Origin of the sequence: Peptoniphilus sp. oral taxon 386 str. F0131 (assembly GCF_000090945.1) — a bacterium.
GTDB lineage: Bacteria > Bacillota > Clostridia > Tissierellales > Peptoniphilaceae > Anaerosphaera > Anaerosphaera mikwangii.
Map to the genome: position 1 here is coordinate 965,794 of NZ_GL349422.1, position 19,292 is coordinate 985,085.

18 protein-coding genes and 1 tRNA gene are annotated in these 19,292 nt (G+C 27.3%); 18 read left to right on the forward strand and 1 reads right to left on the reverse strand.

Annotation, left to right across the window (positions count from 1 at the left end; translation table 11 throughout):
- Positions 1–320: 320 nt before the first annotated feature.
- The 13 genes from recJ to HMPREF0629_RS04660 all read left to right on the forward strand — a co-directional run bounded on the left by recJ (position 321) and on the right by HMPREF0629_RS04660 (position 13,852).
- Entirely contained in the window at positions 321–2,090 is a 1,770-nt protein-coding gene (recJ, locus tag HMPREF0629_RS04600) for a single-stranded-DNA-specific exonuclease RecJ (RefSeq protein WP_009222186.1), read from the forward strand.
- The gene (locus tag HMPREF0629_RS04605; RefSeq protein ID WP_009222187.1) at positions 2,087–4,228 is read left to right on the forward strand and encodes a bifunctional (p)ppGpp synthetase/guanosine-3',5'-bis(diphosphate) 3'-pyrophosphohydrolase; all 2,142 of its coding nucleotides are present in this window, start codon (positions 2,087–2,089) and stop codon (positions 4,226–4,228) included. Before recJ ends, HMPREF0629_RS04605 begins: the two co-directional genes overlap by 4 nt.
- A gap of 8 nt (positions 4,229–4,236) precedes the next feature.
- Positions 4,237–4,686 carry a D-aminoacyl-tRNA deacylase gene (gene dtd / locus HMPREF0629_RS04610; protein WP_009222188.1) on the forward strand — a complete coding sequence of 150 codons (450 nt, stop codon included), beginning with the start codon at positions 4,237–4,239 and terminating at the stop codon, positions 4,684–4,686.
- A 9-nt stretch (positions 4,687–4,695) separates the two neighbouring features.
- On the forward strand, positions 4,696–5,331 hold the full coding sequence (locus HMPREF0629_RS04615) for an MBL fold metallo-hydrolase (protein ID WP_009222189.1): 636 nt from the start codon (positions 4,696–4,698) through the stop codon (positions 5,329–5,331).
- Positions 5,324–6,706, forward strand: a complete 1,383-nt coding sequence (gene hemZ, locus HMPREF0629_RS04620; protein WP_009222190.1) for a coproporphyrinogen dehydrogenase HemZ — start codon at positions 5,324–5,326, stop codon at positions 6,704–6,706. Before HMPREF0629_RS04615 ends, hemZ begins: the two co-directional genes overlap by 8 nt.
- Positions 6,707–6,714: 8 nt before the next feature.
- Positions 6,715–8,250, forward strand: a complete 1,536-nt coding sequence (locus HMPREF0629_RS04625; protein ID WP_009222191.1) for a Mur ligase family protein — start codon at positions 6,715–6,717, stop codon at positions 8,248–8,250.
- Between the two features lie 249 nt (positions 8,251–8,499).
- A complete protein-coding gene (gene aspS / locus HMPREF0629_RS04630; RefSeq protein ID WP_009222192.1) occupies positions 8,500–10,275 on the forward strand; it encodes an aspartate--tRNA ligase in 1,776 nt (591 codons plus the stop codon).
- A gap of 10 nt (positions 10,276–10,285) precedes the next feature.
- Positions 10,286–10,708 carry a SoxR reducing system RseC family protein gene (locus HMPREF0629_RS04635; protein ID WP_009222193.1) on the forward strand — a complete coding sequence of 141 codons (423 nt, stop codon included), beginning with the start codon at positions 10,286–10,288 and terminating at the stop codon, positions 10,706–10,708.
- A 2-nt stretch (positions 10,709–10,710) separates the two neighbouring features.
- Positions 10,711–11,562 (forward strand): hypothetical protein, encoded by an 852-nt coding sequence (locus HMPREF0629_RS04640; RefSeq protein ID WP_039856632.1) that lies wholly within the window; start codon positions 10,711–10,713, stop codon positions 11,560–11,562.
- Positions 11,546–12,709: a hypothetical protein gene (locus HMPREF0629_RS04645; protein WP_039856633.1), complete on the forward strand. Its 1,164-nt coding sequence runs from the start codon at positions 11,546–11,548 to the stop codon at positions 12,707–12,709. The genes HMPREF0629_RS04640 and HMPREF0629_RS04645 overlap by 17 nt, the downstream gene beginning before the upstream one ends.
- Positions 12,710–12,725: 16 nt before the next feature.
- Positions 12,726–12,802: transfer RNA gene (locus tag HMPREF0629_RS04650), tRNA-Arg, on the forward strand.
- Between the two features lie 14 nt (positions 12,803–12,816).
- Complete coding sequence (locus tag HMPREF0629_RS04655; RefSeq protein WP_039856635.1) at positions 12,817–13,446, forward strand: enoyl-CoA hydratase/isomerase family protein; 630 nt, start codon at positions 12,817–12,819, stop codon at positions 13,444–13,446.
- Positions 13,430–13,852, forward strand: coding sequence for an enoyl-CoA hydratase/isomerase family protein (locus HMPREF0629_RS04660; RefSeq protein WP_039856636.1), 423 nt, complete (start codon positions 13,430–13,432; stop codon positions 13,850–13,852). The genes HMPREF0629_RS04655 and HMPREF0629_RS04660 overlap by 17 nt, the downstream gene beginning before the upstream one ends.
- Positions 13,853–13,882: 30 nt before the next feature.
- Here HMPREF0629_RS04660 and ychF read toward each other — a convergent pair whose 3' ends face one another.
- Entirely contained in the window at positions 13,883–14,977 is a 1,095-nt protein-coding gene (gene ychF, locus HMPREF0629_RS04665; protein WP_009222196.1) for a redox-regulated ATPase YchF, read from the reverse strand.
- Positions 14,978–15,120: 143 nt separating this feature from the next.
- Between ychF and HMPREF0629_RS04670 the strand changes: the two genes are divergently transcribed.
- The 5 genes from HMPREF0629_RS04670 (at position 15,121) to pyrH (ending at position 19,211) form a co-directional block, all read left to right on the forward strand.
- Entirely contained in the window at positions 15,121–16,002 is an 882-nt protein-coding gene (locus HMPREF0629_RS04670) for an ATP-binding cassette domain-containing protein (RefSeq protein ID WP_009222197.1), read from the forward strand.
- 1 nt (position 16,003) lies between these two features.
- The gene (locus tag HMPREF0629_RS04675) at positions 16,004–16,825 is read left to right on the forward strand and encodes an ABC transporter permease (protein ID WP_009222198.1); all 822 of its coding nucleotides are present in this window, start codon (positions 16,004–16,006) and stop codon (positions 16,823–16,825) included.
- Positions 16,826–17,016: 191 nt separating this feature from the next.
- A complete protein-coding gene (gene rpsB, locus HMPREF0629_RS04680) occupies positions 17,017–17,781 on the forward strand; it encodes a 30S ribosomal protein S2 (RefSeq protein WP_036728800.1) in 765 nt (254 codons plus the stop codon).
- 61 nt (positions 17,782–17,842) lie between these two features.
- On the forward strand, positions 17,843–18,490 hold the full coding sequence (gene tsf, locus HMPREF0629_RS04685) for a translation elongation factor Ts (protein WP_009222200.1): 648 nt from the start codon (positions 17,843–17,845) through the stop codon (positions 18,488–18,490).
- Between the two features lie 13 nt (positions 18,491–18,503).
- Positions 18,504–19,211: a UMP kinase gene (gene pyrH, locus HMPREF0629_RS04690; protein WP_009222201.1), complete on the forward strand. Its 708-nt coding sequence runs from the start codon at positions 18,504–18,506 to the stop codon at positions 19,209–19,211.
- The last annotated feature ends 81 nt before the right edge of the window (positions 19,212–19,292 follow it).

Sequence of the window (19,292 nt, forward strand, 5' to 3'; positions counted from 1 at the left end):
AAAAAGCAGCAAATCAAAAAAGATTTGCTGCTTTTTTTAAGTTAAATAACAAAGCATAGACAAATTATAATTAATAAGTAATATTGTGCAATAAACTTAATTTTACGGTGAAAATATTGTTTAATGAAACTAAAGAATTAAAGCTTTATAAGCAAGAAGAAAATAATAATCAGAAAGTATTAAGCAAGTTTAATCTATTTATAAATAAAATTTTTTACAAATATATAAAATACGTGATTAACAAAGTACAATAGATTTAATTTAATTTAATTTTGTGGTATACTTAATTTTAATTATAACGATAACTTTTTGGTGATTATATGGAAAAATGGTTTCTTAAAAATACAAAAGACCTAACTTTAGATTATGAAAAATTAAATATTAATAAATATATATGTAATATACTTTTTAATAGAGATATAGATACAGAAGAAAAATTGGAAAAATTTTTAAATCCAAATTTAGAAGATCTTCATACGCCATTACTTTTACCGGATTTGATAAAAGCTGCAAATATACTTATAAATTCTGTAGCTACTAATAAAAAAATCAGAATTATTGGAGATTATGATGTAGATGGTGTTATGAGCACTTACATATTATATAAGGGGCTTAGTTATTTAAAAGCAAATGTTGATTATAGGATACCAAATAGAGTAAGTGATGGATATGGAATAAATTTAAGGTTAATAGATGAAGCAAGGACAGATGGAATTGATTTAATAATAACATGTGATAATGGAATAGCGGCAAGAGATGAGATTCAATATGCTGTTGAAAACGGTATAGGTGTAATAGTTACAGATCATCATGAAGTTCCTGTAGATACTGAAAAAAAAGAATTACTTCCTAATGCTCTTGCGATAGTGGATCCTAAAAGAGAATCATCTAAATATCCATTTAGAGAAATTTGCGGAGCTACTGTTGCATATAAACTTATAACATATTTGTATAAAATAAATGGAATTGAAGATGAGAAATTGTATAGTGATTTTTTGGAATTTGTTGCTATAGCTACCATATGTGATGTGATGCCGCTTATAGATGAAAACAGAGTATTGGTCTTTAAGGGATTGGAATATTTAAATAAAACTAAAAATAGTGGAATTAAAGCAATTATAAATGCTGCTGATTTAAGCAATAATTTAATTTCAGCGTATCATATAGGTTTTATAATAGGTCCTACGATAAATTCAAGTGGCAGACTTGAAAGTGCAGATATTGCCGTTAAGTTGTTATTGGAAGAAGATTATAATGTAGCTTTGAAATATGCTACTTATTTAAGAGAACTTAATTCGAAGCGTCAAAAATTGACTGATGATGGCTTTGAAAAAATAGATAAGATAGTAAATGAATTTAATTTATTAGAAAAATTTCCTGTTTTGATTTTAAGGGATAAAGAAATAGATGAGAGCGTTATTGGAATTATAGCAGGTAGAATAAAAGAAAAATACAATAGACCTGCTATAATACTTACAACATCAAAAGATGAATTAAAAGGTTCAGGAAGAAGTATTGAAGGATTTAATTTATTTGAACATGTATCTGCATCAAAAGAGCTGTTAAGCAGATTTGGTGGGCATGCTATGGCATGTGGGCTTAGTCTTGAAGAAGAAAATTTTAAAAAATTTGTTATAGACGTAAATAATAAATCAAATCTTACCAAAGAAGATTTAATTAAGAAAGTTTATATAGATACTCAAATTAATCTTTCTGATGTAGATATATCTTTAGCTACAGACATTGAAAAATTAAATCCGTTTGGAAATGGAAATTCTAAACCTTTATTTGCAACCAGAGAATTAAGTATTAGAAAATTTAATGTATTCGGAAAAAATAAGAATGTAATAAAAATGGTAATAGGAGATTCTATTACTCAAAGGGATGCAATTCTATTTGAGAATATTGATGAATTTTTAGATAAAATATCAAAGTATTATAATCAGGATGAAATATATAAATTGAAAAATAATATGACAAATAATATTAAATTGGATATTACTTATATTCCTGAGATAAATAGTTTTAGAGGAAATGACAATATAGAATTGAAAATAAGTCATTATAGAGTAAGTGAGGGAGTAAAATGATAGAGGAATTATTAGAAAAAATAAAGATATATAATCCGTCAGTAGAAGTCGAACTTATAGAAGAGGCTTTTAATTTAGCCAGTGAACATCATAAAAAACAAAAAAGAAATTCCGGAGAACCATATATAGTTCATCCATTTAATGTTGCTTTAATACTTGCTGATATGAATATGGATACCGCTACAATAATAGCAGGTTTATTGCATGATACTATAGAAGATACAGATGTTACTTATGAGGATATAAAGAAAGAATTTGGAGTTGAGATTGCAGATTTAGTAGAAGGAGTTACTAAACTAAAAAAACTTAATTACCAAACTAAACAAGAAAAACAAGCTGAAAATATTAGAAAAATGGTTCTTGCAATGGCAAGAGATATAAGAGTAATTATAGTTAAGCTTGCAGATAGACTTCATAATATGAGAACTCTTGAATATATGACTGATGCCAAAAAACACGAAAAGGCTCTTGAGACACTTGAGATATATGCTCCTATTGCTGATAGATTGGGTATGAGTAAAATTAAATGGGAATTGGAAGATTTATCTCTTAGATATTTAGATCCGGAAAATTACTATCAGCTTGTTGAAATGGTAAATAAGAGGAGACACGAAAGAGAAGCTTTAATATCAAAAATTACTTTAGAAATTGAAAAAAATTTAAATAAAATAGGAATACATGCAGACATACATGGAAGACCTAAAAATTTCTATAGTATATATAAGAAAATGAAGATAAAGGGAAAAGCATTTGATGAAATATATGATTTATCTGCGGTTAGAGTTTTAGTTGATGATATTAAAGATTGTTATGGAGTTTTGGGTGTAGTGCATACACTTTGGAAACCTATCCCAGGAAGATTTAAGGACTATATAGCCATGCCTAAACCCAATAAATATCAATCATTGCATACTACAGTAATTGACAATAACGGTGAAACATTTGAAGTACAAATAAGAACTTTTGAAATGCATCAAACTGCTGAATATGGTATTGCCGCTCATTGGAAGTATAAAGCAGGGGTTTCTAAATCCACTTCGTTTGATGAAAATTTGACATGGCTTAGACAATTACTTGAATGGCAAAAAGATTTGAATGATCCTAATGATTTTATGGAGACTCTAAAAATAGATTTTTTTGCGGATGAAGTATTTATATTTACTCCAAGAGGAGATGTAATTAATTTACCTGAAGGTTCTACACCGATAGATTTTGCATATAGAATTCACTCTGCAGTTGGGAATAAGTGTACCGGTGCAAAAATTAACGGAAGAATAGTACCTCTTAACTATAAACTTAAAAGCGGAGATATTGTTGATGTTATAACTAATCCTAATTCCGGTCCGTCATTAGACTGGTTGAATATTGTAAAAAGTCCTCAAGCAAAGAAAAAAATAAGTCAATATTTTAAAATTAAGGATAGAGATAAAAATATTGAAAGAGGAAGAGACTCAATAGAAAAGGAAGCAAAAAAATTAGGATATAAAGTTTCAGATATAGTAAAAGAAGATTGGTTAGAAGATGTAAAAAATAAATTTAATTTACAAAGTTTAGATGATTTATATGCTGCAGTAGGTTTTGGGACAATAACTATTAATCAAGTTATGTCGAAACTTGTTGATTTATATAAAAAGTACAACAAAGATGATACACCTGTATTGCCTAAAACAACTCAAAGAGTTAATAAAGCATCTAAGGGCGGAGTTGTTGTAAAAGGTGTAGATAATGTAAAAGTTAGATTTGCAAAATGCTGTAATCCGGTTCCTGGGGATGATATTATAGGATATATAACTATAGGAAGAGGAATTTCTGTGCATAGAGCTGATTGTACAAATATAAAGGTATTAGATGAATCTGCAAGAATAATAGATGTAATTTGGGAAACAGAAGAAGGCGCAAGTTATAATGCTGAGATAGAAATAAAGGCACTCGATAAATCTAACGTAATTTCTGATGTTGCAAATAGAATAAATGAGTCAAAATTAATTCTTCATAGTTTAAATGCTCGATCAACAAAAGATGGAGATTTATTCTTAAATATTGTAGTTGAAATTCATACAATTGATGAACTTGTGAGATTAATTGAAAAAATTAAGAGAATAAATAATGTATTTGATGCTTATAGAGTTAAAGCATAGGAGGAAAAATGAGAGCAGTAGTTCAAAGGGTATTAGAAGCAAGTATTACTGTTGAAGGAGAAAAAATATCTGAAATAGGAAATGGATTATTAGTATTGCTTGGAGTTGAAGAGCATGACAGTGATTCGGATTTTGAATATATTTTTAAAAAAGTTTTAAATTTAAGGGTTTTTGAAGATAAAAATGCTGTTATGAATTTAAGCCTTATAGATCAAAATAAAGAGCTTTTAGTTGTATCTCAATTTACTCTTTATGGAGATGTAAGAAAAGGAAATAGACCAAGTTATATTAGAGCTGCCAAATTTGAAGATGGAATAAATTATTATAATAAATTTATTGAAAGAGCAAAGGAACTAAATATTTCTACATTTGGTGGAGAATATGGTGCTGATATGAAAGTACAATTAATAAATGATGGTCCTGTTACAATATTATTAGACAGTAACAAAGAATTTTAGGTGATAATTATGGATTTTAAAATAATCAGACTTACTTTAGGTGCATATCAAACTAACTGTTATATAATATTTGATAAGAATAATAATTCGGTGATAATTGATCCAGGCGCAGAAGCTAAAGCTATTATAAAAGAGATTGAAGATAGAAATTTAACGGTTGACAAGATAATATTGACACATGCTCACCCCGATCATTTTGGAGCTCTTGATGATGTTAGAAAACATTTTAATGTAAAGGCATTTTTAGGTAGAGACGACAATATTATGCTTGAAGATAGATCGTCTGAATTAAATCTTGTGTTAGGATTAAAGCCTAATAAAATATCTGCTGATGTTTTGGTAGAAGATGGTGACTTAATTTCATTTGGAGATAAATATTTCAAAGTTATATCTACCCCGGGTCATACTCCGGGAGGAATATGTTTATTAATTGGAAATGTTTTATTTTCCGGAGATACATTATTTTGCGGTTCAATAGGAAGAACTGATTTACCTGGTGGAGATTATGAAACAATTTTAGAATCACTTAAATTATTAGTGCAATTACCTGATAATACTATAGTATTACCGGGACACGGACCAGAAAGCAGTATAGAATACGAAAAACAAAATAATCCATTTATAAGAAGTATGAGAAATGATTAATGTTGTATGTGAAATTTTAACAGTTGCACATGAGGCATATGAATTTTTGAGATTAAAATTTCCTTCATATGAAAAAGAAGGTAATATTTTTGTTAATATCGATTTTGATAAAAATATTTTAGAAATAAGTTGTGATTTTTTAAAGAAAAAAGTTTTTATTGCAAAATGTGAAACATTAAAAGATAAAAAAGTTTTAATAAAGCAAATTCTTTTTGAAAATTTTGAAAATTATTTTGAAGTAAAAAATAAATGGGGTATTTTGACCGGAATAAGACCAACTAAATTAGCATTTAAATTACTCGAAAAAAACAGCCGAACTGAAGCTGAAAATATTTTAAAAAACACCTATTTAGTTTCTGATGAATCTATAAAACTTATTATGAATATTGTGGATTTAGAATCAAAAATAATATATCCGCTTAATAAAAACAGTTATAGCATTTATGTTCATATTCCGTTTTGCCCGAGCAAATGTTCATATTGTTCCTTTCAAACACTAAAATTGAATAAGGATGTTATAAAAAAATATGTAGATAAGTTAATTTGTGATTTAATAAATGAATCTAAATATTTTAAAAATCCGCCAAGAAGCATTTATATCGGTGGAGGAACACCTACATCTATTGATATATATTATTTAGAAAGCATTCTTAAAACCATTTTGAAATATTATGGGATTGCAGATGAATTTACAGTAGAATGTGGAAGACCTGATACAATAAATTTTGATGTTTTAAATATGCTTAAATATAATAAAGTAAATAGAATAAGTATAAACCCACAGTCTATGAGAGAAAAAACGCTTGATTTAATTGGTAGAAATCATACAATTTCTGAAATATATAATAGTTATAATTTAGCAAGAAAAGTTGGTTTTAATAGTATCAATATGGATTTAATAATAGGACTTCCGCAAGAAAAGTATAACGATGTGGAGTATAGTATTGATAAAATTTTAGAATTAAATCCTGAGAATATAACAGTTCATACTCTTGCTATAAAAAACGGTTCTGAGATATATGATAAAAATATTAAGCTTTCATCGAATATAGATTCAATAATAGAAATGACAAAAGATAAGCTTAAAATAAAAGGTTATAATCCATACTATATGTATAGACAAAAAAGAATGCTTGGTAATGGCGAAAATATAGGATATTCAAAAAATGGATTTGAATCGATATATAATATATTAATAATGGAAGAAAAACATAGTATTATAGGCTTTGGAATGAGCAGTTCTACAAAAATATATTATCCTGATGAAAATAAACTTAAAACAATAATGAATTTTAGAAATATGAAAGATTATTTAAGTAGAGAAGACGAAATTTTTACTGTAAAGAAAAAAATATATGAAAAATTTGATTTTTAGGTGGATAAATGAATTTAAGAAAGATATTAAAAAATATTGAAATATTAGATACAAAGAATTTTATTGATTTTGATGTTGATATTAAAAAAATTTGTTACAATAGTAAATTTATAACTGAAAGCAGCTTATTTGTAGCTATAAAAGGATATATAACGGATGGACATAAATATATTTTACAAGCTTATGAAAAAGGTGCGGTTTGTGCTATAGTAGAAGATTTTATAGACTGTGAAATTCCTCAACTAAAAGTCGAAAATACCAGAATTGAACTTGCAAATGTTTCTAAAAATTTTTACGATGATCCTTCTCAGAAATTAAATATCGTAGGCATTACAGCTACAAATGGGAAAACAACAACATCATTTATGCTTGATAAAATATATAATGATGCGGGATACAGAACAGGAATAATTGGTACAGTATATACTAAATATTCAGATATAACAATTCCGTCAGTATTAACAACGCCTGAGTCTTTAGAATTACAATCTTTTTTTAGAGATATGTTGAAAAAAAAGATTGAAAAAGTCACAATGGAAGTATCGTCCTCTTCAGAAGAATTGTATAGAGTAAAAAATATTGATTTTAATATAGTAGCATTTAATAATTTTAGTCGTGAACATATAGATCAACATGGAAGCTTTGAAAAATATTATGAAGCAAAATCAAAACTTGTAAAAGAAGCTTCTAAAAATGCAGTTGCAATATTAAATATGGATTTTGATCATATAAAGGATTTATTAACTCAAACTAAGGCAAGAGTTATAACATATTCTTTAGAAAACAATGATTATGATTTTTCAATTTCTGAATTGGATTTAAGTACAGGATTTGGGAAATATATCTTTAATGTAAATAGAAATATTGATTTTAATGATTTTGTATTAAAAAAACAAAGTTTTGAAATAAATTTATCTGTAGCAGGGTATTCATCCGTAATGAATTCAGTTGCTGCAATAATAATTTCACTGGTTCAAAATATTGATGTAGATATTATAAAAAAATCAATATCAGCATTTTCTGGAGTAGAAAGAAGATTTGAAATGATATACGATGAAAAATTTAAGATAATTGATGATCATTATGCAAATGTTAAAAATATAGATGTAACATTAGAGACATTATCTAAAATGAAATATAAAAATTTTAGAATGTTATATGCTATAAGAGGAAACAGGGGTGTAAACCTAAATAGAGAAACTGCTGAAGAGACTGCAAAATGGTTAAAAAAATTAGATGCAAAAACTTTTTATGCTACTTTGAGTAAAGATACCGTTTCAAAAAAAGATGAAGTATCTAAAGAAGAACTGGAAATATTTTTGAATATAATGGAGAAATATAATATAAATGTGAAAGTTTTTGATAATTTAGAAAATTCTGTATATGAAATATTAAAAACGGCAGATAAGGGAGATGTTGTTTTATTTGCAGGCTGTCAAGGTATGGATAAAGGAGCAAAATTTGCATATAATTATTTAAAATCTAATAATTTAATGAAGGATGAAAATTATTTAAAAAATAAGATTAATAACAGAATTTGTTAATCTTGACACTTGATTTAAAGAACATTATAATAAAGTTAAATACGATAGTTTAGAAAAAATTAATGAATCTTTTGTAGAGAGTGAACAGTTGGTGAAAGTTCATATAGATAAATTAATGGGACAACTTTACTGTAGAATATTCCGTAGATTTGCGTTAAAAATAGCAAGAGAGGTTTACCTAATTAGGGTGGTACCGCGAGTTTTTCCTCGTCCCTTATCGGACGGGGTATTTTTATATGGAGGTAACAAATGTTAGAAAATATTAAAGGATTAAAGAGAACTTATTATTGTGGAGAGTTAAGAGAGTCTAATATTGGGCAAGAAATAACTTTAATGGGTTGGATTGCAAAAGAAAGGAATTTAGGTTCTATAATATTTGCAGATTTAAGAGATAGAACAGGTATTGTGCAAATTGTATTCGATGATACTGTTGATAAAAATCTATTTGAAAAAGCTGTAAAACTTAGATCTGAATTTGTAGTTGCAGTTATTGGAAAAGTTAGAGAACGCTCTTCTATTAATGATAAAATACCAACAGGTAAGATTGAACTTATAGCAAGTGAACTTAGAATATTGAATGAGTCAGAAGTTCCACCTATTTATATTAAGGATGATGACAATGTAGCTGAAAATACAAGGTTAAAAAATAGAGCTTTAGATTTAAGAAAGCCATATATGCAAAAAAATTTAATGACAAGATCAAAGTTGTATAAAATAACAAGAGATTTTTACTATAATGAAGGATTTATGGAGATAGAAACACCAATGTTAACTAAACCTACCCCTGAAGGAGCGAGGGATTATTTAGTTCCAAGTAGAGTTAACCCAGGAAAATTTTATGCTCTTCCACAATCACCTCAATTAATGAAGCAACTCTTGATGGTATCCGGATTTGATAGATATATGCAAATTACAAAATGTTTTAGAGATGAAGATTTAAGAGCTAATAGACAACCTGAATTTACACAAATTGACTTGGAGATGAGTTTTGTTGAGGTTGATGATGTAATAGATATAAACGAGAGGTTTTTAAAATATGCATTTAAAGAAATGTTAAATATAGATATTGAACTTCCACTTATGAGAATGAAATATGCTGAAGCTATGGATAGATTTGGAGTTGATAAACCTGATTTAAGATTTGGACTTGAACTTGTAAATATATCTGAATTAGTTAAAGAATGTGGATTTAAGGTATTTGAATCCTGTACTGATGAAGGCAAAAGTGTAAGAGGTATAAACATAAAAAATGGTGCTGAATTTTATTCAAGAAAAGCAATAGGAAAGCTTGAAGATTTTGTAAAAACATATGGTGCAAAAGGACTTGCGTGGATAAAAGTAGAAGAAAATGGAATTAATTCTCCGATTTCCAAGTTTTTAAGTGAAGATGTTGTAAATGATATTATGAATAAATTGAAAGCTGAAATTGGAGACTTATTAGTGTTTGTAGCAGACAAAAATAACATAGTTTTTGACAGCTTAGGAAATCTTAGAAATTCAGTAGCTAAAGATATGAATTTAATAGATAAAGATGACTTCAAATTACTTTGGATAACAGAATTTCCTTTATTTGAATATGATGAAGACGAGCAAAGATATGTAGCTAAGCATCATCCATTTACTTCTCCTATGGATGAGGATTTAAATTTAATTGAAACAGCTCCACATCTTGCAAGAGCAAAAGCTTATGATATAGTAATAAATGGAGATGAAATGGGAGGCGGAAGTATAAGAATTAATAATCCTCAAATTCAAAGTAAAATGTTTAAAGCATTAGGATTTACAGAAGAAGAGGCTGAAGATAAATTTGGATTCTTACTTGAAGCATTTAAGTATGGTGCACCTCCTCATGGAGGATTAGCGTATGGGCTTGATAGATTAGTTATGACATTTACAAAATCTGATAATATTAGAGACGTAATAGCATTTCCGAAGACACAATCTGCAACTTGTCTTTTAACTGGTGCTCCTACAGAACTATCCGATTTACAGTTAAATGAAGTTCATATAAAAGTTATAGAATAGAGGTGAAGTAATGGAACAGATGGGAGTTGTTGTAAAGGAATTAGGTGAATTTGTAGAAATACATTCTTTTAGACAGGCAGCCTGTGGTTCCAGTTGTGAAAGCTGCCATGCAAAGTGTGCAGAATCAAAGCTTTATGTGCTAAAGGCAAAAAATACTTTAGGACTTAAAGTTGGAGATAAAGTAAAAATAGAAACAAATTCAAAGAATGTAATTAAATATATACTATTAGTTTATGGACTTCCTTTAATATTTTTTTTATTTGGAATTTTGATAAGTTATAATATATTTAATAAATATTCTATTGATAATGCACAGATTCTTAGCTTTATAATAGCTGTCTTAACTACAGGATTAGCTTTTTATATCATTAAGAAAATTGATGTTAAATATGGAAATAATAAACTTGATGTTATTGTATTAAAAAGGTGTTAGATATGAAAAAACAATCTAAAATTTTATATGCATTTACCATACTTTCGATTATTTTATTGATAATCATCTCTTGTTTTTGTGGATATTCTTATTTAAATGTTAAAAATATCCATAAAATTGAAGAAGAAAATACTTCACTAAATAATAAACTTGTAGAGCTTTTAAAAGTTGAAGAGCAATTAAAGACGGAAAGTAATAGCGAAAATTTAAACCTTGAAAAATTAAGTTTAGATTTTTCATCTAAATACGGATATGATTATACTCAGAAAGAGGAAAATATAATAAAGCTTGAGATAGAAAATTTAAAAGCTGCAAATGTATTAATAAAAAAGCAGCTAAAAGATGAAATAAAAAAATATTCTAAATATTATTCTGGGGACTATTATAAAAATGAATCATTAGATGCTATTATATCTAAGCTTGTAAATTTAAATAATATGAATGGAGCAGAATATTTAAATACTAATTTATATACTGAATTAAAAATATCAAATTTTATAAGAAATGCTAAATTGAGTGGTACAATAAAATATTTAAGTTCAATTAACAATGATAATTCTGAAATCAATTTACTTTTATTTACAACAGCTTTATATTCCAAGGACTTAAATGAGATAGGAAATGATTTGAGCGATATAGATGAAAATTTAAATAAGATATATGCTCAAATCATTTCTACTGAGGAAATATTTAGCAACTTAGAAAAATATGGAGTTAATACAGGAAATTTGTCTTCAAAAAATTTAAGTTTATTAAAAAACAATTGTGGAGATTTAATAAGACAATATTATGAAAATAAAGGTGTTATTGAAATTTTAACTAATATAGGTGATAAAAATGAAAAATCTAAGTAATAAATTTCTTTTTTTGATTTTATTGACTATGTTGTTAACTTCTTTTGCGTTGGGATATTTTGGGTATATAAATTTAAAAAAAGTAAACTCAGTTCAGCTAGTTTACAAAGAGAAAAATAAAACTCTTAAAGAGGATATAAAGCTTAAAGAGGATAATATTAATTCAATAAAATCAAAACTTGATTTATTAAAAGAGCAGGTAAAAGAGATAAATGAAATAGATAATAAATATAGCAAAATACAACTTCCAGACAGTGAATCTTCTGTAATGGGATATGAGTCATATATTTTAAAAATTTTTAAACCTAATTATGACATATCAAGATATAAGTCAATATCTGAAAAAACGAACAGCTACAGGAAATTAATAGCAACGTTTTTTGGAGATGATGAAGTAATGGACCTTGAAGAAGCTAAAAGTAATATTCTTATAGGAAATATTTTGATGAATGATAAAATATTTTCATATTTAAATGAGAAAGTTGTAGAAAATAATAACAGAATTTTTAAGAAAATAGGTCTATACAAATATTTAGAAAAAACTAATAATTTTTTTATTAAATATGTAATTTTTGAAAAAATAAGTGAAGAAAAATCAAGTCAAGTGGAAGCCTATACTCCTTTAGAAATGAAAGAATTTTCAAGTAATATACTTTATTTAAAGGATGAACTTATCGGAATATATGATAATGTATTGTATCCTGATGAGAAGAATATTTTATATTTAAATGATATAAAAAATGCTGTAAATGAAGAAAAAAAATCTATTAATTATACTGATAATTTCAAAAAATATAGTTATAGTATTGATACAATAAAAGACATGTATAATTGCATGACACTATCAATAGATATAAATAGTCAAAATATTGATTATTTGAATGGATATGATATTTTAGACAAAACTTTTGAAATTGAAAATAATATTCAAGTTTTAAGATATTTAACTGACAACAGAAAGAGATTGTATCTAATTGAAGAGAGATCAAATGGTAAGCCAATTAAATTAGTTTACTTTTCAGCAAGTGGCAAGCCTTATTTTGAGCTGGATATTCAAAATTATAAGGGAATTTATTTTAATTTTGAAAAAACCAAAGAAATAAAGAATAAATATAATGAGGCAATAAAACTCTATAACAAATTTTAGTGTTATAGAGCGTCTTGTGCCTGTAGCTTAATTGGATAAAGCAGCAGCTTCCGAAGCTGAAGATTGGGGGTTCGAATCCCTTCAGGCATACCAAAAGAGGAAATTGAATGTATGTAAATAAAATAATATCAAATAATATAGGGTATTTAATCTTAAACAGAACAAAAAAATTAAATGCCTTAAATATTGATATGATTAGAGAATTAAGAGAAAAATATTGTGACTTTATAAAAAATGACAATGTAAAAATTATAGTTTTAAAAGGAAATAATAATAAAAATTTTTGTGCAGGCGGAGACATTGTAACCTTGTATAAGGAATATATTATAAATAATAACAGTCCTATGTTTTTCTTTGAAGAAGAATTTGAACTTGATTATTTATTATTTAATTCAAAAAAACCGATAATATCTTTTATATCAGGAATAACAATGGGTGGAGGAGTAGGTCTTTCTATTACAAGTAGTATAGTTGTTGCAGATGATACTACAAAATGGGCTATGCCCGAAACAAGACTTGGAATGATACCTGATGTTGGAGTTGGATATTATTTTTCTAAAATTGAAAAACCATTAGCATTATATATTTCCCTACTTGGAAATATATTATTTGGATCAGATTTAACAAAACTTAATATTGCAGATTTTTATATAAAAAATAGCAGCATAAGAAATATAGAGATAGAGTTAGAACAATTTGATTTTAAAAATTTAAGTTTTGATGAAATGGTTTTTTAATGCAAAACATATAATATCAAAATATAAAATCAAGGAAGATTATACTGATTTGAGCATTAGTTCTGATAAGATTAATAATCATTTTGATAAAAATAAATTAAGTGATATTTTTAATTCTTTAAAAGAAGGCAATGATAAATTCTCCATAGATACATTAAATGAATTAAATAATAAATGTCCTTTATCTTTGCAAATGACATTTTTAAAATATTTTAAATGTAAAAATATTTCTATTTTAGAGACATATATGTTAGATTTAAAATTATTAAAATATTGCTGTGAAAGTGGAAATATGAAAGAAGGAATAAGGGGAGTAATGATTGATAAAGAATATATTCCGGCATTCAAGCCGCACAGTTATAAAGAAGTAGATATTAAATTAATAAATAAATTACTAAAAATATAAAAGCAGCTTTATAAAGCTGCTTTTATATTTTTAAACGTTAAATTTAAAGACTACAACATCTCCATCTTGCATTATATATTCTTTACCTTCGCTTCGTATAAGCCCTTTTTCTCTAGCCGATGCCATTGATCCACAGCTTATTAAATCGTCATAGGATATAGTTTCTGCCTTTATAAATCCTCTTTCGATATCAGAGTGAATTTTACCTGCAGCCTGAGGAGCTTTAGAACCTTTAATAATTGTCCAAGCTCTTGATTCCATAGGCCCTGTAGTTAAGAAACTAATTAATCCAAGTAATTTATAGCTTGATTTTATTAGTTTATCAAGTCCGGAGCTATCAAGACCAAGTTCTTTTAAAAACATTTCTTTTTCATCATCATCCAAAGATTGAATTTCTGCTTCAATAGCAGCACTGATTACAACGGTTTCATCACCTTGTGATGTAGCATATTCTCTTACTTTTTTTACAAATTTATTTTCGTCAATGTTAGATGAGATGTCATCTTCAGAAACATTTGCAACATATATTATTGGTTTTGAACTCAATAGAGCATAATTTTTTATAAGCTTTTCTTCATCTTCACTTAATTCTACATTTCTTGCAGGTTTACCTTTTTCAAGAACATCTTTTAATTTTTTTAAAAGCTCTACTTCCGGAAGAAGTTTTTTATCACCTTTTAACTGTTTTTCTGTTTTAGATAATCTTTTTTCAATTTGTTCAAGATCAGAGAAAATAAGTTCTAAATTTATATTTTCAATATCTCTTAACGGATCTACACTTCCATCAACATGTATTATATTTTCATTTTCAAAGCATCTTACAACATGTACTATGGCATCTACTTCTCTTATGTTTGATAGGAACTGATTTCCGAGTCCTTCACCCTTACTTGCACCCTTAACCAATCCGGCAATATCAAAAAATTCTATATTTGTATATACTGTCTTATCTGAATTGCTCATTTCACTTAATACTTTTAAGCGTTCGTCTGGAACATTTACTACTCCGATATTAGGCTCAATTGTAGCAAAAGGATAATTAGCAGCTTCTGCACCGGCTTTTGTTAAAGCATTAAATAGAGTAGATTTTCCAACATTTGGAAGTCCTACTATTCCTAATTTCATCTAATCGCCTCATTTATTATTTTATAGGCTAATATTATATCATAAAGATTAATAATACCCAATAATAAAAGTTATATAAATATTGGTTTTATGGCAACATTATAGTATAATTGTATATATATAAAATGAAGAGGTGAATTTGTATGAGTGCCATAGTTATTAGTGAATTAACTAAGAGAATGGGCAAAAAAAGAATTTTTTCAGATCTTAATTTAGAAGTTATAGATGGTGAATTTTTTGCGTTATTGGGATTGGAAGGTTCCGGTAAAACGACTCTTTCAAAAATTTTATTTAATTTTCTGAAACCTACTAAGGGAAAGGCTACAATTTATGACATGGATTGTGTAAGAGATTCTAAGAATATTAAAGAAAGTGTCAGTATAATACCTGAAGATATAATTTTTCAAGAAAATATTAAAGTGAGTACAATGCTAAAAAGAACTTTGTCATTGCATAATTTAAAAAATACTGATGACATAGCTACTCTTACAGAATATTTCAATCTTAATTCCAGGTTAAGGTTACTTGAAATGAATGAAAATGAAAAGAAACTCTTTTTGATAATAAATGCATTAATAACCAAACCAAGACTTTTGATAATTGATGAACCATCAAAATATTTAAATTCAAATCAAGTTGGAAAGTTATTTGAGTATTTAAATACCTTAAAAGTTGACGAAGGTCTTACTGTTTTTATTTTAACTCAATCTCTTGTTGAAGCACAAAGATATTGTGATAGAGCGGCATATTTATATAATGGTCAAATAAAAGAAGTTGAATTTTTAAGCGATAAGATTGCAAATGATAAGATTATAAAAATATACAGTCCTTTAAATGATTTGAGTCCATTTGTAAATATTGGAGCTAGAATAATTAAAGATGAAAATAAAGATAAAATATTGTATTATGATAAGGATATGAAAATATTGTCTAGGGTAATCGCTGAATCATGCATAGATAATTACAGTATTGAAAATTCATCATTATATGATAAGATTTTAGCTTATTTTAACGAGGAGGCATAATATGATTTTTTCTAGAGAATTTAAATCTAATATTGGAAAACTTGTGGCATGGACAATAGTTTTATTCATATTAGTTGGATTATTATTAGCTTTGTATTATCCTATGATGCTTGATATAAATATGAAAAGTATGTTTGATGGATTCGTTTCTTCATTAAATCCTAATTTTAAAAATATTTTAGGTTTTGATGAAAATATAGATTACACTGAGCTTGGTCAATATATTGCATTTATATATCAATATATTGCAGTTTTAGTGGTTATATTTGCCATGCAGCTTGGAGCTAATTCCTTATCTAAGGAACAAAGTAGTGGAAGTATTCAATATATTTATAGCAATCCTATTTCAAGATCTGAAATTATGATTCAAAAATTGTTATCGGATGTATTAGTTTATTTTATATTTTTAGTTTTATTGGCAGCACTTACTATAGGGCTATTATATGTCATTCCTATGGAGGTTGCTATAAGTCTACAAGCTATAATAATAGATATAGTTAGAATATTTGTTGCAATGCTATTAAGTGGATTAGTATATATGTCTATAGGATATTTTTTCAGTGCAATTTCAAATAATACTACACTATCAGATGCGACGAGTGTATTGTTTGTTTTAATAACTGTAGTAATTGTAATTATTGGTAAAATTTATGGTGCTATGTTCTTTACGATTGTAGACTTCTTTGCGCTTGAAGTATTTAAACCGTTTAGATTTTTAGTATCTAATATTTCTATAGTCGGCGTAGGTATTAATTTAGCTATTTTTGCAATATTTATATTATTATCATTTGCAATTTACAATTCAAAAGAATTGAATTATTAAACCTGTTTAATAACAGGTTTTTTTATTTATTTTATATGTGATTATTATATAAATTTCTTGATTGTTAAATATTAATATGTTATACTTATATGCGGTAAATTAAAACACACACTTTTTGATGATTTAAGAGTTGCTGATATGTACTTAAATCAAGAGATAAAAGTGGAGGAATAAAAACGGAGGTGGATATTTTGTCAGTAATATCAATGAAGAATTTATTAGAAGCCGGTGTTCATTTTGGACATCAAACAAGAAGATGGAATCCTAAAATGAGCAGATTCATCTTTACACAAAGAAACGGTATATATATTATTGATCTTCAAAAAACTGTCAAAAAAGTAGATGAAGCATATGAATTCATCAGAGAGTTGTCATCAGAAGGTGGCAAGATTTTATTTGTAGGAACTAAAAAACAAGCTCAAGATGCAGTTGAAAAAGAAGCAAAGAAATGTGAAATGCCATTTATAAACCAAAGATGGCTAGGTGGTCTTTTGACAAATTATAAGACTATAAGAAAAAGAATTGACAGATTACAAGAATTAACAGAAATGGAAACAGATGGAACTTTTGATGTTTTACCTAAAAAGGAAGTAATTCAATTAAGACACGAAAGAGAAAGATTGGAAAAATTCTTAGGTGGCATAAAAGATATGGATAGAGTTCCGGATGCTTTATTTATAGTTGATCCTCGCAAAGAGAGAATAGCTGTAAAAGAAGCTCATATATTAGGAATTCCTGTAGTGGGAATTGTTGATACTAACTGCGATCCTGATGAAATAGATTTTCCAATTCCAGGAAATGATGATGCTATAAGAGCTGTAAAGCTTATTACAGAAACAATTTCAAATGCAGTATTGGAAGGAAAGCAAGGCGCTCAAATTCAAGATTATTCTGAAAATGAAGAAGTAAAAGTATCTGAAGAAGAGCAACCTGTCATAGAAAAAGAAGAAGAGTAATATTTTGGAGAGTTCTAAAGCTAAACCTTTAAAACTCTCTTTTTATAATAGGAGGTAAATTATGAATATAACTACAGCGTTAATTAAAGAATTAAGAGATAAGACTTCTGCAGGAATGATGGATTGTAAAAAAGCTCTTGTAGAAACAAATGGAGATTTAGATAAGGCAGTAGACTATCTAAGAGAAAAAGGGCTTGCAAGTGTGGCTAAAAAAGCTAATAGAATAGCTTCAGAAGGTATTGTAGATTCATACATTCATGGTGGAAGAATTGGTGTAATTGTAGAAGTTAATTCAGAAACAGATTTTGTTGCTAAAAATGATGAATTTAAAGCTTTTGTAAAAGATGTTGCTATGCAAATTGCAGCTGCTTCACCAAAATATGTAACACGTGAAGAAGTTCCTGCAGAAGAAGTTGAGCACGAAAGAGAAGTCTTAAAAGAACAGGCATTAAATGAAGGTAAACCTGAAAAAATTGTAGAAAAAATGGTTGAAGGTAGATTAGAAAAATTCTATGAAGATATAGTTCTACTTGATCAAAAGTTTATAAAAGATCCGGATTTAAAAATCCAAGATGTATTAAACAATTTAGCAGCTAAGATAGGTGAAAATTTAAAAATAAGAAGATTTGTAAGATACGAAGTAGGAGAAGGCTTAGAAAAAAGAGAAGAAGATTTCGCAGAAGAAGTTGCAAAACAAATTGGTAAATAAATAGGAGAGTTTTATGAATCCAAAATATCGCAGGATAGTATTAAAGTTAAGTGGAGAAGCTATGGCAGGACAAAAAGGCATAGGCATTGATATAGAAACTATAAATTCTATAGCTTCACAAATAAAAATGATACATGATATGGAAGTTGAAACAAGCATAGTAGTCGGTGGCGGTAATTTTTGGAGAGGCAGAGATGCTGTTAATATGGACAGAACAACTTCTGACTATATGGGTATGCTTGGAACAGTGATGAATGCATTAGCTCTTCAAGATGCGCTTGAAAAAATGGGTATTCCAACCAGAGTTCAAACGGCAATTGAAATGAAAGAAGTAGCTGAACCATATATAAGAAGACGCGCTATACGTCATTTGGAAAAAGGAAGAGTTGTAATATTTTCGGCAGGAATAGGAAATCCGTATTTTTCTACTGATACAACCGCTGCATTAAGAGCAGCTGAAATTGATGCAGACGTAATACTTTTAGCAAAAAAAGGTGTAGATGGTATATATGATTCTGATCCTAAGTTTAATAAAAATGCAAAAAAATTTGAAAAACTTTCATATTTTGAAATACTTAGTAGAGAATTAAAAATAATGGATTCTACAGCAACATCACTTTGTATGGATAATAATATTCCTTTAATTGTTTTTGGAATAGATGAACCTTCATCAATAGTAGATGTTGTTAATGGAAAAGATATTGGAACTAATGTAAAATAAGGAGGACATTATGGTACCTGAAATAAAAAAAGATGCTGAAGAAAAAATGAAAAAAACCATATCTGTTTACAGAGAAGATCT

Excerpts from the sequence above, each read along its gene's own strand:
- recJ (WP_009222186.1), top strand. The coding sequence starts at position 321 with ATGGAAAAATGGTTTCTTAAAAATACAAAAGACCTAACTTTAGATTAT.
- HMPREF0629_RS04605 (WP_009222187.1), top strand. The coding sequence starts at position 2,087 with ATGATAGAGGAATTATTAGAAAAAATAAAGATATATAATCCGTCAGTA.
- dtd (WP_009222188.1), top strand. The coding sequence starts at position 4,237 with ATGAGAGCAGTAGTTCAAAGGGTATTAGAAGCAAGTATTACTGTTGAA.
- HMPREF0629_RS04615 (WP_009222189.1), top strand. The coding sequence starts at position 4,696 with ATGGATTTTAAAATAATCAGACTTACTTTAGGTGCATATCAAACTAAC.
- hemZ (WP_009222190.1), top strand. The coding sequence starts at position 5,324 with ATGATTAATGTTGTATGTGAAATTTTAACAGTTGCACATGAGGCATAT.
- HMPREF0629_RS04625 (WP_009222191.1), top strand. The coding sequence starts at position 6,715 with ATGAATTTAAGAAAGATATTAAAAAATATTGAAATATTAGATACAAAG.
- aspS (WP_009222192.1), top strand. The coding sequence starts at position 8,500 with ATGTTAGAAAATATTAAAGGATTAAAGAGAACTTATTATTGTGGAGAG.
- HMPREF0629_RS04635 (WP_009222193.1), top strand. The coding sequence starts at position 10,286 with ATGGAACAGATGGGAGTTGTTGTAAAGGAATTAGGTGAATTTGTAGAA.
- HMPREF0629_RS04640 (WP_039856632.1), top strand. The coding sequence starts at position 10,711 with ATGAAAAAACAATCTAAAATTTTATATGCATTTACCATACTTTCGATT.
- HMPREF0629_RS04645 (WP_039856633.1), top strand. The coding sequence starts at position 11,546 with ATGAAAAATCTAAGTAATAAATTTCTTTTTTTGATTTTATTGACTATG.
- HMPREF0629_RS04655 (WP_039856635.1), top strand. The coding sequence starts at position 12,817 with ATGTATGTAAATAAAATAATATCAAATAATATAGGGTATTTAATCTTA.
- HMPREF0629_RS04660 (WP_039856636.1), top strand. The coding sequence starts at position 13,430 with ATGAAATGGTTTTTTAATGCAAAACATATAATATCAAAATATAAAATC.
- ychF (WP_009222196.1), bottom strand. The coding sequence starts at position 14,977 with ATGAAATTAGGAATAGTAGGACTTCCAAATGTTGGAAAATCTACTCTA.
- HMPREF0629_RS04670 (WP_009222197.1), top strand. The coding sequence starts at position 15,121 with ATGAGTGCCATAGTTATTAGTGAATTAACTAAGAGAATGGGCAAAAAA.
- HMPREF0629_RS04675 (WP_009222198.1), top strand. The coding sequence starts at position 16,004 with ATGATTTTTTCTAGAGAATTTAAATCTAATATTGGAAAACTTGTGGCA.
- tsf (WP_009222200.1), top strand. The coding sequence starts at position 17,843 with ATGAATATAACTACAGCGTTAATTAAAGAATTAAGAGATAAGACTTCT.
- pyrH (WP_009222201.1), top strand. The coding sequence starts at position 18,504 with ATGAATCCAAAATATCGCAGGATAGTATTAAAGTTAAGTGGAGAAGCT.